This is a genomic window from Streptomyces sp. MZ04 (assembly GCF_004684775.1).
In the GTDB taxonomy this organism is placed as follows: Bacteria; Actinomycetota; Actinomycetes; order Streptomycetales; family Streptomycetaceae; genus Streptomyces.
Map to the genome: position 1 here is coordinate 1 of NZ_SRIC01000088.1, position 14,775 is coordinate 14,775.

The 14,775-nt window shown below is 67.0% G+C and carries 9 protein-coding genes; 4 read left to right on the forward strand and 5 right to left on the reverse strand.

All coding sequences use genetic code 11. The features are described from left to right. Together E2651_RS19725 and E2651_RS19730 are read right to left on the reverse strand one after the other, a co-directional pair. On the reverse strand, window positions 1-1,964 hold a 1,964-nt coding region (locus E2651_RS19725; RefSeq protein WP_167828838.1), incomplete at its 3' end, for a nitrate- and nitrite sensing domain-containing protein. A gap of 270 nt (window positions 1,965-2,234) precedes the next feature. Beyond that, the gene (locus E2651_RS19730) at window positions 2,235-3,017 is read right to left on the reverse strand and encodes an MHYT domain-containing protein (RefSeq protein WP_135332500.1); all 783 of its coding nucleotides are present in this window, start codon (window positions 3,015-3,017) and stop codon (window positions 2,235-2,237) included. Window positions 3,018-3,584: 567 nt separating this feature from the next. On the opposite strand from E2651_RS19730, the gene E2651_RS19735 reads away from it, so the two are divergent. Both E2651_RS19735 and E2651_RS44000 read left to right on the forward strand, forming a co-directional pair. Next, window positions 3,585-6,623 carry a Tn3 family transposase gene (locus E2651_RS19735; protein WP_135332501.1) on the forward strand — a complete coding sequence of 1,013 codons (3,039 nt, stop codon included), beginning with the start codon at window positions 3,585-3,587 and terminating at the stop codon, window positions 6,621-6,623. Between the two features lie 132 nt (window positions 6,624-6,755). Continuing rightward, the gene (locus E2651_RS44000) at window positions 6,756-6,899 is read left to right on the forward strand and encodes a transposase (RefSeq protein ID WP_167828839.1); all 144 of its coding nucleotides are present in this window, start codon (window positions 6,756-6,758) and stop codon (window positions 6,897-6,899) included. A gap of 96 nt (window positions 6,900-6,995) precedes the next feature. Here the strand turns inward: E2651_RS44000 and E2651_RS19740 are convergent, their stop codons facing one another. Beyond that, window positions 6,996-8,111: a hypothetical protein gene (locus E2651_RS19740; protein ID WP_135332502.1), complete on the reverse strand. Its 1,116-nt coding sequence runs from the start codon at window positions 8,109-8,111 to the stop codon at window positions 6,996-6,998. A gap of 275 nt (window positions 8,112-8,386) precedes the next feature. Here E2651_RS19740 and E2651_RS19745 point away from each other — a divergent pair, with 275 nt between their 5' ends. Next, complete coding sequence (locus tag E2651_RS19745; protein WP_135332503.1) at window positions 8,387-9,364, forward strand: recombinase family protein; 978 nt, start codon at window positions 8,387-8,389, stop codon at window positions 9,362-9,364. Window positions 9,365-9,429: 65 nt separating this feature from the next. Here the strand turns inward: E2651_RS19745 and E2651_RS45370 are convergent, their stop codons facing one another. Beyond that, window positions 9,430-10,497, reverse strand: a complete 1,068-nt coding sequence (locus tag E2651_RS45370; RefSeq protein WP_245239020.1) for a site-specific integrase — start codon at window positions 10,495-10,497, stop codon at window positions 9,430-9,432. 325 nt (window positions 10,498-10,822) lie between these two features. Between E2651_RS45370 and E2651_RS19760 the strand changes: the two genes are divergently transcribed. Beyond that, window positions 10,823-11,158, forward strand: coding sequence for a hypothetical protein (locus tag E2651_RS19760; protein WP_135332504.1), 336 nt, complete (start codon window positions 10,823-10,825; stop codon window positions 11,156-11,158). Here the strand turns inward: E2651_RS19760 and E2651_RS19765 are convergent. Next, the gene (locus E2651_RS19765; RefSeq protein ID WP_167828840.1) at window positions 11,133-14,552 is read right to left on the reverse strand and encodes a Tn3 family transposase; all 3,420 of its coding nucleotides are present in this window, start codon (window positions 14,550-14,552) and stop codon (window positions 11,133-11,135) included. The two genes, E2651_RS19760 and E2651_RS19765, sit on opposite strands and share 26 nt — an antisense overlap. Window positions 14,553-14,775 lie beyond the last annotated feature (223 nt).

Sequence of the window (14,775 nt, forward strand, 5' to 3'; positions counted from 1 at the left end):
GCCTCGGGGTGGGGACGAGCTGCCTCAGTACGTGGTGCCTCAGCGCGCTCTGTGCGCGCCCCGACCACAGCCGGAGGCGCGATGGTCTGACGAAGCGGCGGGGGTGATGCCGACCGCGGTGCGGCGGGAGCCTGCGGAGCCTGCTGTTGGAACAGCGTGTGGGGGAGGAACACGACAGCGGTGACGCCCTGGTAGGGCGTGCTGTGGAGGGTGACCCTCACGCCGCGGCGGTGGGCCAGCCGGTTCACGACGAACAGCCCCAGCTGGTCGGCGCTCAGGAGATTGATCTCGTGAGGATCCTGGATCCTGCGATTGGCCTGAGCCATGCCTCCCGGACTCATGCCGAGCCCTCGGTCCTCGATCTGCAGCACCACGCCGGCTTCCACGATCTCGCCGCGGACTCTCACCTTCTCCCCGGGAGACGAAAAGCTCAGGGAGTTCTCGACCAGCTCGGCGATCAGGTGGGAAATGTCGGTGACCGCGGAGCCGACCACCTGAACCGGCGGAACACCCTGCAGCTCGACCCGTGGGTAGTCCTCGACCTCGGCGACCGCGGAGCGCACCACATCCACGAGTACTACGGACTCGCTCCACCAGCGGGGTGGGGCCGCACCGGACAGGATGATCAAGTTCTCCGTGTGCCTGCGCATCCGGGTGGTCAGGTGGTCGAGCCGGAACAGATCGTCGAGGACGGTGGGATCCTCGGCGCGCTGCTCCATGGCATCCAGCATGTCGAGCTGCTGCCGCAGGAGCGATTGGCTGCGCCGGGCCAGGCTCACATAGACGCCGGAAATGCTCTTGAGTACGGTCGCGCGCTGCGCGGTGTCTCTGAGCGCCGCCCGTTCGGCCGCGACCCGGAGCGTCGTCCGGTGCAGAACAGTGAGGGCGGCTTCGACCTGCCCCACTTCGTCATTGCCGTACCCACGGAGCGGCGCCTCCTTGTCGACGTCGATCTTCTCGCCGTTGTGGAGTCGACGCATGGCATGCGGAATCGTACGGCCGGCCAGCATCAGGGCAGAATTGCGCAGCGCAATCAGGTCCGAAACGAGCCCACGCCCAATGCCCACCGAGATCATCAGAGACAGGATGATTCCGATCAAGCCGATTCCGATCACGAGCCCGGATCCGTTGGTCCCCTCGAACGCGATTCTGTCGGCGTTGCCCGCGACGCCTTCATTGGCTCGGTTCGCGTCCTTACGCAGTGCTGAAATTGCTTCAGTGGACGTATCGCTCCACTTTTTAATGAGGGGCGTGATGGCTTCCGGGGGTCCCGCTGCGGCGTCTTCTATTTCATCCTCGAGGGTGCGCAGATCGCGGTACGGCTTCTTTGTGAGGACGTCATGGTCGGCGTTTTTCAGATCGGTCTGAGCTGATTCCAGAATCAGTCGATGGGACTGAGCGGCGCCGAGGAATTCCCGGGACTGCGTGACGGTCATCCGGTTGTTGTTCTTTTTCGCCGTCTCAATGATTGTCGATTCCCTGGAAATCATTTCCAGTGCGCGTGATATCGCGAAATTCTGACGTGTTTCCTCGGGGTTCCCCGCGGCATCGGTCAGCGCATCGCTCACCGCAAGTCCTTGGTCGATCACAGAGGTGTATCTCTTGAAGGTGTCGCCCTGTGGCGCCTGCATCGACACAACCTGAAGCCGGAGTTTCGGCAGGTCTCCGGCGGCTGTCGTGAGCTGATCGACGCGCTCCTTCAGCTCCGGGGTGAGGGTTTCGGGACCCGCCGCGTCGAACCCGTCGGAAAGTGCACGGTCCGTACCCTTTGCGCGGCCATTGAGCGCTTCGAGGAGGGGGGCACCCGGATCCTCCAGATATTTCGCTGCCGCCCTTCGTTCCCCCTGTACCGCCGCGGTGAAATCGTCGGCCCGCGCCAGCATCACGACATTGGCCTCTTTGAGGCGATTGTCTTCCGACACATCTTTCACATTGATGACCGTGATGAAAGACCACAGGGTCATCAGAGAGGCTACGGGCACCATGAGCAGCGCGACGATCTTCGCCCGGACCGACCTGGGAGTCAACCAGCGGAAACTGGAAGATGTTGAGCCGGATCGAGTGGGTGTGGGGGTCGGCTTTGCTTTGGCTTTGGCTGTGGATTCATAGCCTTTGGCGGCCCGATGTCTGGGGGGTTCCACATGGGAAGTGCGCATAGTTCCTCTATGGTGAAGCAGAGCTGTTCAACGAGGGGGGCGGAGACATGCCGGAGGCGGGGCTCGGGCAGGGAGTCCTCAGGTCTGGTTCGGGGCGCCGGCGTCAATAAGTCGATCGACGACTGCCGATTCCCTTGCCTCGAGCGCTTCGGGCGAGAGCGCGACGAACGCGGAGGTGAGGAAGAGGAATGAGCCCAGCAGTACGGCGAGCGGCAGAATGAAATCTGGCGCCGGTGCACCGGAGAGGGCGGACGTACCCGGATGCACGTGGGCGCGCACGGACGCCATGCCCGTGTAGTGCATACAGCTGACCGCGAGCCCCATGATGATGGAGGCGACGACGGTCGAGGCCGTCCCCCGCACAATGAGCGCGGCAACCAGCGCTCCTGTGGCGGCGACAACGGCGATCACCACCGACAGGCCGACGATCCGCAGGTCGTAGTGGAGGCCTCCGTGCACGTGGACCGCCGCCATGCCGACATAGTGCATGGCGGCAACGCCCAGCCCTGTGCCGAGGCCGCCCAGAAGAATCGAGCGGATCCGGGATCGGCCGTAGCCGACGGTGAAGACACCCATGCCGACCACGACAACGGACGTCAGCAGGCTGAGCACGGTCAAGGGCACGTCGTAGGTGATGTGGGAGCCGGGTACGCCGAACCCGAGCATGGCGATGAAATGCATCGTCCAGATGCCGGTGCCGATCGAGCCGGAGGCCGCCAGCAGCCAGTTGCGTCGCGACCGTCCGGTCGCCGTGAGTGCCCGGACGGTGCAGCGAAGGCCCAGAGCCGAGCCGACGCAGGCCATCACATAGGAGAGGGCGACTGTCACCCCCACGAAACTGAACAGATCTATGTCGGGCATGGGAGCTTCCCCTTGGTGTCAGCCTGCTGTAACCACGAACCCTGGCGCGTGTGTGCCGGGTCCGGGAACCTTCGGAGCCCGGCACACACCCGCTGCCCGAAGGGGTGCCCGGCGCTGTCGGCTTCCGTGGAGTCAGCCGTGTCGAGCAGTACCCAAGGGGCGTGCCACGGCTCGCCCCGCGGAAGGTGCCGCCGTTCCGCAGGTGAGAGGACCGTTAAGCGCTCTCGATGAACCGTGTTCAGCAAAAGGGAACATCGTTCAGAGATACATGTCAAGGGCCCGGAGCTGCGCTCCGGGTGCCGCCGGCTACACGGGAGGCAAGCTGCCGTGAACCGCGCGGGTGTTCCCGCCCGGTGAGGAAGTAGTCAACGGCCGTCGATCGTCGTACGGATCCACCGGCAGGCGTACGTCTCACCGAACTACTGGGCCCAGTTCTCGTATAGCTGCCGCCAAGTGGCGAGTAGCGCTGAGTAACCCTTTGGCAACGGGTTGGATCTATCCGCTTCGCTTCTACCGGCAGGTCGCCACGCTGTGGTGATCATCTGATTCGGAGCGAGGAGCACACGAGTGCGGCAGGACTGGGAGCCGGAGGACCTCATCGAGGTCTGGACGCTGCTCGAAGACGATATGAAGCGGCTGCGGAACAAGTCCGGGGCGAACCGGCTGGGCTTCGCGATGCTGCTGAAGTTCTTCGAGGTGGAGGCCCGCTTCCCGGAGACCGGCAGGGAAGTCCCGGCCGCTGCGGTGGGTTACGTGGCCCAGCAGGTGAAGGTGCCGGCTGATCAGTGGGCGGCGTACGACTGGCAGGGCGACCGGATCAAGCGCCACCGCAAGGAGATCCGTAAAGCCTTCGGGTTCCGGGCGGGTACGGAGGAGGACCAGGAGCGGCTGGCCGAGTGGCTGACGGCCGAGCTGTGCGGGGTGGAACTGTCGCGTGACCGGCTGGCGGAGGCGGTCGTGGCCCGATGTCGCAATGACTTCGTCGAGCCGCCGGCCCCGGCCAAGGTCCGGCGCCTGGTGGGCAAGGCGGTCCGGGACTTCGATACGCGGTTCTGCCGTGCCACCGTGGACCGGTTGTCCCACGCGACCCGCTCGCGGCTGGAGGACCTGGTCGCGGGCAGCGAGGACGGCGACGAGACGGCTGGGGACCAGGCGGTGGCTGGGGGCGGCCGGTCGTTCTTCACCGAGCTCAAGGCCGACCCGGGAGCCCCGGGGCTGGAGAGCTTGTTCGCGGAGGTGGACAAGCTCCAGCGGGTGCGGAAGCTGGATCTTCCGGCCGACCTGTTCGCGGACGTGTCGGAGAAGCAGGTGGATGCCTGGCGGGCGCGGGCGGCGAAGGAGTACCCGGCGAACCTGGAGCGGATGAAGCCGCCGATGCGCCTGACCTTGTTGGCCGCGCTGTGCCATGTGCGGCACACCGAGATCACCGACTCGCTGGTGGAGCTGTTCATCCAACTGGTACTGAAGATCAACACCAGGGCGGAGAAGAAGGTCGACAAGGAGTTGACCGGTGAGCTGAAGAAGGTGCGGGGCAAGGAGGCGATGATGCTGCGGGTCGCCGAGGCGGCCCTGTCCGAGCCCGCCGGTACGGTCCGCAAGGTGATCTACCCCGTCGTCGGCGGGGAGAAGACGTTGAAGGCCCTCGCGGCGGAGGCCGCGGCGAACGAGGCCAAGTACAAGGCGCGGATCCGCACTGTGCTGCGGTCGGCGTACTCGGCGCACTGGCGGCGGATGCTCACCCCGCTGCTGAAGGCGTTGACGCTCAAGTGCAACAACACCGCCTACCGGCCGGTGATGGACGCCATCGACCTGCTCCAGCGGTACCTGGAGCAGCCGCTGAAGGAGGGCGCGTTCTTCGACGCGGCGGAGTCCGTGCCGCTGGAGGGTGTGGTGCCCGATCAGTGGCGGGCCGCGGTGGTGGACGACAAGGACCGCGTCGAGCGCATCCCCTACGAGCTGTGCGTGCTGGTCAGCCTGCGCGAGGCGTTGCGGCGCCGGGAGATCTGGGTGGTGGGGGCGAACCGGTGGCGTAACCCGGAGGACGACCTGCCGCAGGATTTCGAGGACAACCGGGACGTGCACTATGACGCGATCCAAAAGCCCCAGGACCCGGCGAAGTTCATCGCGGAGTTGCAGAGGACGCACCGCGAGGCCCTGGACCGGTTCGAGGCCGCGCTCGCGCAGGACACCACGGGCGGGGTGGCGATCGTCAAGAAGAACGGCGAGGGATGGATCAAGGTCTCGCCGCGGCCCAAGCAGGAGGAGCCTACGAGCCTGGTCGCGGTGAAGGGGGAGATCGAACGCCGCTGGGGCACCATCGACCTGCTGGATATCCTGAAGTACGCGGAGTTCGACACCGACTTCATCGCCGAGTTCACCACGGTGGCCACCCGCGAGAACCTGTCCCGGGAGGTGCTCCGGAGAAGGCTGCTGTTGGTCCTGTTCGGTCTGGGCACGAACATGGGGATCAAGCGGGTCGCGGTGACGGGCAAGCACGGTGAGTCGGAGGCGACGCTTCGCCGGGTGCGGCACCTGTTCGTGAACCGGGCCAACATGCGCGCGGCCTTGGTGAAGCTGGTCAACGCCACCTTCGCGGCCCGCGACGAGATGTGGTGGGGCACCGGGACGGCGTGCGCCTCCGACAGCCGCAAGTTCGGTGCGTGGTCGTCGAACTTCATGACGGAGTGGCACCAGCGGTACCGGGGCCCGGGGGTCATGATTTATTGGCATGTGGAACGAAAGTCGGTGTGCATCTACAGCCAGCTGAAGTCCTGTTCGGCCTCCGAGGTCGCCTCGATGATCGAGGGCGTGCTGCGGCACTGCACCGACATGGAGGTCGACCGGCAGTACACCGACACCCACGGTGCCTCGATCGTCGGGTTCGCCTTCGCGCACATGCTGGACTTCAAGCTCATGCCCCGGCTGAAGAACATCGGGCGGGCGAGGCTGTACCGGCCGGCGGCGGGCGAGGACAAGAACTGGCCGCACCTGGCCCCGGTGCTCTCCACCCGCACGATCGACTGGGACCTCATCGCCCAGCAGTACGACCAGATGGTGAAGTACACCACCGCGCTGCGGCTGGGCACCGCCGAGGCCGAGCAGGTCCTGCGCCGCTTCACCAAGGGCGGCCCCAAGCACCCGACCTACCAGGCGATCGAGGAGCTGGGGCGCGTGGTGCGGACGGCGTTCATCTGCGACTACCTGTCGGATGCGGAGATGCGCAAGGAGATCGGTGAGGGCTTGCAGGTGGTGGAGAACTGGAACTCGGCGAACTCCGACCTGTTCTACGGCAAGGACGGCGATCTGACGGGCGCGGACAAGGAGAGCCAGGAGGTCTCCATGCTCGCCCTGCACCTTTTGCAGAGCAGTCTCGTGCATGTCAATACCTTGCTGGTCCAGCAGGTTCTGGCCGACCCGAAGTGGGCGGACACGCTCACCGAGGCGGACCGGCGGGGGCTGTCGCCGCTGTTCTGGACCCACGTGAACCCGTATGGCCGGTTCGAACTGGACATGAACAGCCGTCTCAACCTGGACCTTGCGGCCACCGGGTCCGCAGTGCCCGGCCCGCGCAGTCCACAAGGCGAGTCAGCCGGAGCGACGAGCTGAGCTGACGTCCCCGCCGTCGGCCGCGACGATGACGACGGCGGGGACGAGTGACAGCCCCGGAAGCCGGGTGCGCCTGTGATGCGTGTGTGAGGGGTTGCCGTGTGTGCTCCGTACGGGTGAGCGGCGGGGATCATGATCGACGAGGGCTGGGAGGTGGACCCGGTCGACCTGGCCACCGTCACCCCGTACATCACCAGCAAGATCCGGCGCTTCGGCACCTGGCACCTGGAGCCCCCGGACAGCCACGCGGTCGGACACCTGAGGCTGGCTGCCTAACCGGCACGGTCCGTATCAGTGTCACAGCGGACGAGCCGTTAACAGGGCTTGGTAGGAGACAGGCGGGGTTGCGCCTGTCTCCTACCAAGCCCCTCCTCACCGGTCTTCGCCTGTAGCGGGGCGTCCTGCGGCAAGGCTCCCTAGCCGGCCAGCCGCTGCATGGAAGTACGTCGTGACCCCGTTGACGAACTGCGTGATCTCATTCCACGCAGCTGACAACCACTCGCTGATCTTCCCGACGAGATCACGCAGGAAGCCGACCACCTCGCCGAAGAATCGACTGACCGTGTTCAGGGGAGAGTCCTGTCGCTTCACAGTGAAGGCGCGGGCGCCCTTCTTGACCTCGATGGTCCGCAGGGTCGCCTCCCATCCGGGCTTGAAATGCAGGATGTTGAAGCGGAAGATGTCGGCCGGATCGGTGGGCTTGGGGACTACCGGGACGACGGGTCCGAGCTGGGTGACCCCGTCCAACGCCGCCTCCCACTCGGCCTCTGTGACCGGGGAGTCGGGCTCGATCAGGCTGTCCTCGTGACTACCCCCGTCCTTGATGCTGATGGTGCGCACCATCAGCTTCCACTCGCGGTCGTAGGAGAAGACCCGGAACCGGTTCACCCCGCCGGTCTTCTCCTCCTCGGGCACGGGCATGAACGAGGTGATCAGTCCGATGCCGTCCAGCGAGGCGAACTCGCCGGCGACGGGGCGGTCGTTGTGTTTGACCGTGTCGGGGTACCCGCTGCTGTGCTTGATCTCGATGTTCCGGAACACCAGCTGGCCGTCCTTGATGTGGAACGCCCAGTAGTGGCTGGCGCCGTCCTTGTTCTGCAGGTCGGGGATCGGCAGGAAGGCCAGGAGCTGGCCGAGTCCGGCCAGTGACGCCCACTCGCTGAGCGGCCGGGCCCCCCGCACGAGGCGGCTGTCCCCGTCCAGCCCGGTGTCGACCTCGGCCAGGAAGTACTCGGGTTCCTTGACGCGCAGGTGGCCCTCTCCCTTCTCCTTCCCCTCCTCCAGGTACGACTCGTACCGGAACACCCATTGGCGCGTCGGGCTGTCCGGCACCGGCAGCACGGCCCGCAGCCCGAGGAACGGCACGAGGTGCTGTACGGCCACGGCTACCGGGTCGGTATGTGCCTCGGGCCCGTTGGGATCGACGCGGAAGTACTCCCCGGGATGCAGTGGCGGCCCGTGCTGCGTGCGAGAGGAGGTGGTCGTCATGCTGATGCCCTTCCTTCGGGGGTGGCTGGCGGCCCCACGCTAGGTACCCCATGAGCAGCGGAATCGATTCTCTGGGCGAGCGCCACGCCGGTCAGACACGCGGGGTCGGCATTCACCACGAGTGACTGGTTCTCACAAACGTTCCTTTGCCCGAGCAAGATCGAATAGAGCCGTGCAGAGATCGGCAAGGACCGGTTTGGTTCGCAGAAGCCGTTCTCACTCAAAAGTGCAGGGAGGGCGGTTCTGCGACTTGAGTTGTGCGAAAATCCGGACTCATGACGGACCCTCAAGAGCCTTCCCCGCCCGCCGGGTCGGAAGCCGATCTCGTCGAACGCCATCCGTGCCCGAAGTGCAAGGCCGCTCCCGGCTCGCCGTGCCGCTCACGCTCCGGCGCGGTCGCCAGCGCCTACCACACCGGCCGCTTCACCAAGGTGCCGAAGCTCGCGAAGGAACTGCGGGTGCAGACGCCGGCCGACCGCGGACCGGGCCAGCCGTGGCGGCCCGGCGCTCCGGTGCCCGCGGCGGTCGACCCGGACCTGCCGAGTGCGGACATCCGCATCGGCTACGCCCGCTGCTCGACCCTCGGGCAGGAACTCGATTCGCAGCTGGACGCGCTCGCCAAGCACGGCATCGAGCGAGAGAAGATCTTCAGCGAGAAGATCAGCACCCGCATCAAGGTCCGCCCCGCCTTCGAGGAGGCGCTCAAGACCGCCCGGGAGATCAAGGCGCACGCGCCACACTGCCGGGTCCTGTTCACGGTGTACGAGATGAAAAGGCTCGGGCGCGATGCAGCGGAGCTCACCGCCCCCGCCGACCACCTGACTGAGCACGGCCTGGTCCTGGAGATGCTCGCCGGACCACTGCCCGGCATCTACGACCCCACGGGCCCCGGAAAGCTCCTGTTCGGCTTCTTCGCGGCGATGGCCGTGACCGAGCGGGAGACCATCCGCGAATCCACACTGGAAGGGCTCGACACCGCGGCCCGCAAGGGCAAGCACGGCGGCCGGCCCCCGGTCATCACCGACGACATGCTCCACACCGTGCTCCGGCGCCGCGCGAACGGCGAGTCCGTCGAGCAGATCCAGCCCGACCTGATCATCCCCACCGGCAAGCGCAAGGGCGAGCACCCGTCCGTAGCCAGCATCTACCGGGCGCTCGCCGAGCACGAGAAGGCCCGCGCGTACCCCGAGGCCGTCGAGGCGGCGCACGCCGACTTCGCCGCTCTTCAGCAGCGCGACCGCAGCCCCGTGTAGGGGTGTGACCGAGATACGCGCCAAAGGGGCAACGGGATGATCTTGAAGCCCTGATCCGCTCGGATCTACGTGCGGCGACGTGCGGCGGGGTCGCGTTCGGCGACGTGCCGAGCGACCGAGTCGACACCGGGCCGTGCGTATCGCTCCAGGGAGCGGACGGAGGCGTGGCGGGAGCGGGCCAGCAGCATCGGGGTGGAGGTGCCGTCTTCCGCGTCGTGCGTGAGGGCACTGTGACGTAGCCGGTGAAGCGTCCAGCCGTCCAGATCCTCGATGTCGTCGGGTGAGGCGAGGGGGTTGGCCAGCAGCCGCGTGTTCTCCTCGAAGATCTCCTCAGCGCGGCGGTAGGAGAGCCGGGCCCGGCCGGTCTCCGGACACACGTCGAGCGTCGGTGTTCCGGCCGGCGCCTTGCGGTCGGTGAGGAACAGCGGGCCGCGGGTGCGGCGGGCGATGAGGCGGGGCAGGAGCTGGGCGGTGCCGGACTGCCAGTGAATCCACTCGATCGCCCCGCCCTTGGCGGTGATCTTCCCCCGCTTGTCCTGCGGGTACAGGTCTTCCACGTTCAGGCACAGCACCTCGTCGGCCCGTGCGGCGGACTCGTAGAGCATCTTCCACTGCGTCTTCTCCCGCAGCGCGACGTCGAGGCGCCACAGGGCAGCGATCTGATTCTCCGCGAGAGCCTTGGTGCGGTCCGGCGGCGCCGGCCGCCGCTCGATGCCGATCGTCGGATCGCACTCGATCCAGCCCTGGCGCTGCCACCAGCCGATCGCCTTGCGCGCGATGGACAACTCCCGGTTGACGGTGTCGGCGTCCATCGCGTCCGCCCGCGCGGCCGCCAGCTCGGCCAGCACCTCGGGCAGCGCCGGGTCATCGATCGCGGCGACGGGGAAGACGGGCGGCTTCGCGCCCCGGCGGGCGGGTCCGGTCGGCGCCGGTTCACCGGTGAGCATCCACCCCCAGGTCGTCAGCGAGATCCGGTAGATCCGCGCGGAGGACTTCGCGATGCCCGCGCCGGTGAGGTAGCGCTCGACCGCCGCGGTGTACGACGCGGGAGGGGCGGACATGGGTACGACGCGGGCGCGCGGCAACCGCAACGCGCCCCCGCTCCCGAGTTCGGTCACCGGTTCGATCGCCACGCCCGCTCCGCCCTCCCGGCGCTGCCGCAGTAAATGCGTACACCTCACCCCGGCGGCCGGAATGCCCCGCCGCAGGTCGCGATGATCACGGTAGGGGCTCCGCCGCAGTAAATCCGGGATTTACCGCGACAGGGGATTCCGCCCGGTCGTACTCGTCGACGCGGGCGATGTGACCACGACTGCGGTGTCACCCGAATGGGTGACACGGCCGTGCACGCACTGTTCCCGGATCCGGTACCACGACACGATCAAGCACAGCGGACACTGGCCTTCATGTACGAGGGGGTTCGCTCATCCCGACCAGACAACCGACAGGAGACCGACAATGGCCGACGAGACCACCGCCGTCGAACCGGGTGTACTGCACGTCGATCCCGGCACGCCGCAGATCATCGCCGACGGCACGGCTCCGGAGTCTTCGGCCGCAGCCGTAGTCCGCGACCGCCTGCTCAAGGCCATCGCCCGTGAAGCCGAGGCTGTCGCTTCGCAGCCGGCCGGTCAGAACTCCGGTGCCCTGGAACAACTTGCCCGTGCCTACTCCCTCACGACCGGCGTACCCGCCATCCCGAGCACACCCGAACCCGGACGGAGCAGGATGATTGACGTCGGCGACGCCGAGGAAGCGCTGCTCCTCCTCACACAGTTGAAGAACCAGCGCTGAGGTAAGCGCCCTCACCGAGGCGGTGAGCAGCCTCAACATCAAGGACGCGTGACTGAGCAGCTCCTGAGCCGCTCGGGATAGCCCGGGGCGCCCCTGCCACAGTGCGGGGGCGCTTGAGCGGGCGGGCGTCTCGTCCGCGGTCCTTGGGGTGCCGAACGGCCGTTGGGGGGTTCAGGCGGCCTGGCCGAGGCCGGCGGCGGTGAGGGTCCTGCTCGCGTAGCGGGGTGAAGTCGACGTCGAGCTTCGGGTCGTAGGCGTCGGGTTGGATGCCGAGTTCGTGGGTGGAGTACTCGCCGAACCGGTTGATGTGTTCGGTCAGGTACGGCGAGATGTGTGCCAGGTCCTCCGGGTCGATCTCCCATCCCTCCTCCAGCAGTTGCCGGACGATCTCCGCGATGTCCAGGGCGTTGTGGAAGATCACCGCGTTGGTGAGCAGGGCGTTGAACTTCATCGCCTTCTCCTGCTCGATGGGGTCGTTGTCGGCGATGACGCCGCGGTTGCCGAAGCCGATCCACTGGGAGAACCGGTTGAACGACTCGACCTTGTTCGTCGCCGCGGTCACCCGCCGGCGCAGCGGGGCGTCGGAGAGGTAGCGCAGGAGCTGGACGGTGCGGATCACGCGGCCGACCTCGCGGAAGGCCGCGTAGGTGGCGTTCTTCCGCGACCCCGACCGCAGGCGCTTGAGGAGTGTGGAGGAGGAGATGGTGCCTTCTCGTACGGAGACGGCCACCCGCATCAGGTGGCGGAACTGGGACTCGATCAGGTCGAAGTCGATGGTGTTCTTGCCCACCTCGCCGAACAGGGCGTCGATGTGCACGTACTCGCTGTGCTTAGAGGGCCGGTAGAAGGTCAGTTCCTTCCAGTTCCTGATCCTGGGCATCAGGTCGAAGCCCAGCAGGTGGGCGAGCGCAAAGACAGGGAAGCTCTGGCCTTGGGTATCCGCGTGCACGGTGGTCGGCTGCACCTCGGATGTGTTCTTCAGCAGGCCCTCGATGATGTAGACGGCCTCCCACACGCCGCACGGGATGAAGTGCGTGAACAGCGCGATGTAGGTGTCCGAGACGTGGTGGTAGGCGATACCGCCCGGCTTGCCGTACCGCACGCTCGTCTCGGAGAGCAGGTTGTCGAGATAGGTGTCCATGTGGGTGCCGTCCGCCGCCACCGCGGTCCCATCTCCCCACGCCTGCGAGATGTCGAGGCGGGCGTGCGCGTTCACCAGGTCGGCGACCGCCTCATTCAGCAGCTGGATCGAGAAGTGCTTGTTGGCGACGTACGACAGCTCGTGCCCGCTCACACCGGGGATGTGCCGGGCGGCCTCGTACGGGCCCATGTTGGTGCCCTTGACGAACGTCACGATCACGTAGCGGCCCAGGGGGTCGGTGAGTTTGGGCTCGTTGCCCGACGGCGGGCCGAAACGGCGCCACCACTCCACCCAGTACGCGGTCCGAGCCAGGATCCCCATCAGGGAACGCTCCGGCATCCTCGCCTTGATCTCCTGCTCCAGCCGCTTCGCCGAGGGCCGCTGACCGTCCGCCCTGAACGCCTTCAGCGACGGGATGCCCGTCTCCGGATCAATGACCAGGCCGTCGTTCTCCGGGTACCCGGCGTCCGCCGCCGCGGCGGCGCCCCGCAGCTTGTCCTCCAGCTGCCGGCGGAAGAACTTCGCGTCGAACTCGGCGCTCTCCCCCGGCTCGACGAGGCCGACCTCCACCAGGTAGGACCCCAGCGTCTCCTTCACGACCTCCCAGGCCAGTAGCTGCTCGGACCAGTCGGCGTACTCCTCCGAGCCGACCACCGCAACGTCGCCGGTGCGCAGCTCCTCGGCGAGCGCGGTGAAGACCATCGCCTCGAAGTGCTTGCGCACGAACTGCCCGGTCCGGGTCTTGTCGACCACCGCCTTGCGCCAGTTCTGGGTGGCGAAGGAGAGGTCGACCTCCTTGCCCTCCTCGTTGAAGGCGGTGATGTACTCGCCGCGGGCCGCTTGGTGGCGCTGGGCGTGCGCGAGCGCGTCTAGCACCCTGCTGTCCTCGCTGGTCGCGGTGAACTTCAGCTTGTCGCTGTCGGCAAGGTCGAACATCACCGCCCGGTCCCGGCCGATCTGCCCGTACAGCAGCACTTCCCAGAAGTTGCCGTGGTGGGCGGAGACCTTCTCGATCTGCTCGTACTGCTTCGCGAACCCTCCGAAGCCGTCCACCGCGCGGGTGACCGCGCCGAACCCGCCGGCCTGCACCACCTGGGCCTGCACCAGGGCGAGGACCGCCGGGGAGACCCTGCCCTCCAGCCGCGTCGCGACCTCGTCCACCGGCGCCTCCTCGTCCAGACCGTCCAGGGCCTGGCGGACCTCGGCGGTCATGGCCGCGGCCTTCGTGAGCGCCTCCTGGGCCGGGCCGCCCTCGTCGATGTGCTTGAGCACCGTGCGGTAGTTCCCGATCAGGGACTCGACGATCTCCCGCTCGGCGAGCCGGATCTCCTCCAGCTCCGCCTTGGCCTTCTTGATCTTCGTCGCCACACGCTTGCAGAACATCGTCGCCAGGTCGTCCCGCACCCGCATCCGCGCCTTGTGCGTCAGGGCCGCAACCAGCGCGATGCGCTTGACGGGGACGAAGTCCCGCAGCTCCGACGCGTCCGCCGCATCCGCCTCCCCGGCGAAGTCGGTGACCTTCCCCGCGGCGACTCCCTCCATCCACACATCGGTGTCGCCGAGCTCGTCCAGCCATTCCAGACGCTTGGTCAGGTTCTTGAAGTGCGACCAGGTCGGGCCCTTGGCGGGCTTCTTCAGCCGGTTGAACAGCGTCGTCCCGTCACTGTCGCGGTCCTCCAGCAGCCGCATGAGCCCCGCCCGCTGAGCAGCGCTCATGCGGTCGTGGATGCCCGTACAGATCGAGGCGTTCACCTCGGTACGGATCTTCGAGGCCATCTTGTCGAAGGTCGAGAACCCCGGCAGCTCCAGCCCGGCCTCCACCACCTTCTCCAGCGTGATGTTGATGAGGTCCGCCGGGCGGTTCTTCGCCACGGCCTCCTTGCGGATCGACTGCTCGACGATCTGCCGGGCCTTGGCCTGGTCATACGTCACGCCGACCCGCTTGCGGACCAGGCCCCGGTGATGCTTGGCGGTCCGCTCCGCCCGGTACACCGGCAGCGTGCCCTCGGGCAGTTCCACCGCCCGCCGGACGAAGTCCACCACCATCTCCGGGACGTCCTCCAGCGGCGGGAAGCACCCCATCCGCCGGTACGACTTCAGCATCAGCAGCAGGGCCAGCAGATGCTCATCGCAGTCCGTGGCATCGGCCGCCCACTCCAACTCATCGCGACTCGGGGAGAAGAACAGATGCAGCTCATGCGCGGTGATCAGCCGCTTGAACCGCGGATACGCGGTCCGTTCAATCGATGTCACAACCCACCCCAGGCCCCAGACGACGCTCAACATCACCACCAACGACACTGAGCCGAATGGGTGACGGGCGACGGGCACTCAGGGCTTCAAGATCATTCCGTTGCCCCTTTGACGCGTATCTCGGTCACACCCCGTGTAGTTACTCAGTGTTACTCGCCACTTGGCGGCAGCTATACGAGAACTGGGCCTACTGGCGCGCTTCTTCCATCCTGCGCATCGCCAG

What these genes read in the sequence shown, in the direction of transcription:
- E2651_RS19730 (WP_135332500.1), bottom strand. Translation starts at nt 3,017, where the DNA reads ATGCCCGACATAGATCTGTTCAGTTTCGTGGGGGTGACAGTCGCCCTC.
- E2651_RS44000 (WP_167828839.1), top strand. Translation starts at nt 6,756, where the DNA reads ATGATCGACGAGGGCTGGGAGGTGGACCCGGTCGACCTGGCCACCGTC.
- E2651_RS19740 (WP_135332502.1), bottom strand. Translation starts at nt 8,111, where the DNA reads ATGACGACCACCTCCTCTCGCACGCAGCACGGGCCGCCACTGCATCCC.
- E2651_RS19745 (WP_135332503.1), top strand. Translation starts at nt 8,387, where the DNA reads ATGACGGACCCTCAAGAGCCTTCCCCGCCCGCCGGGTCGGAAGCCGAT.
- E2651_RS19760 (WP_135332504.1), top strand. Translation starts at nt 10,823, where the DNA reads ATGGCCGACGAGACCACCGCCGTCGAACCGGGTGTACTGCACGTCGAT.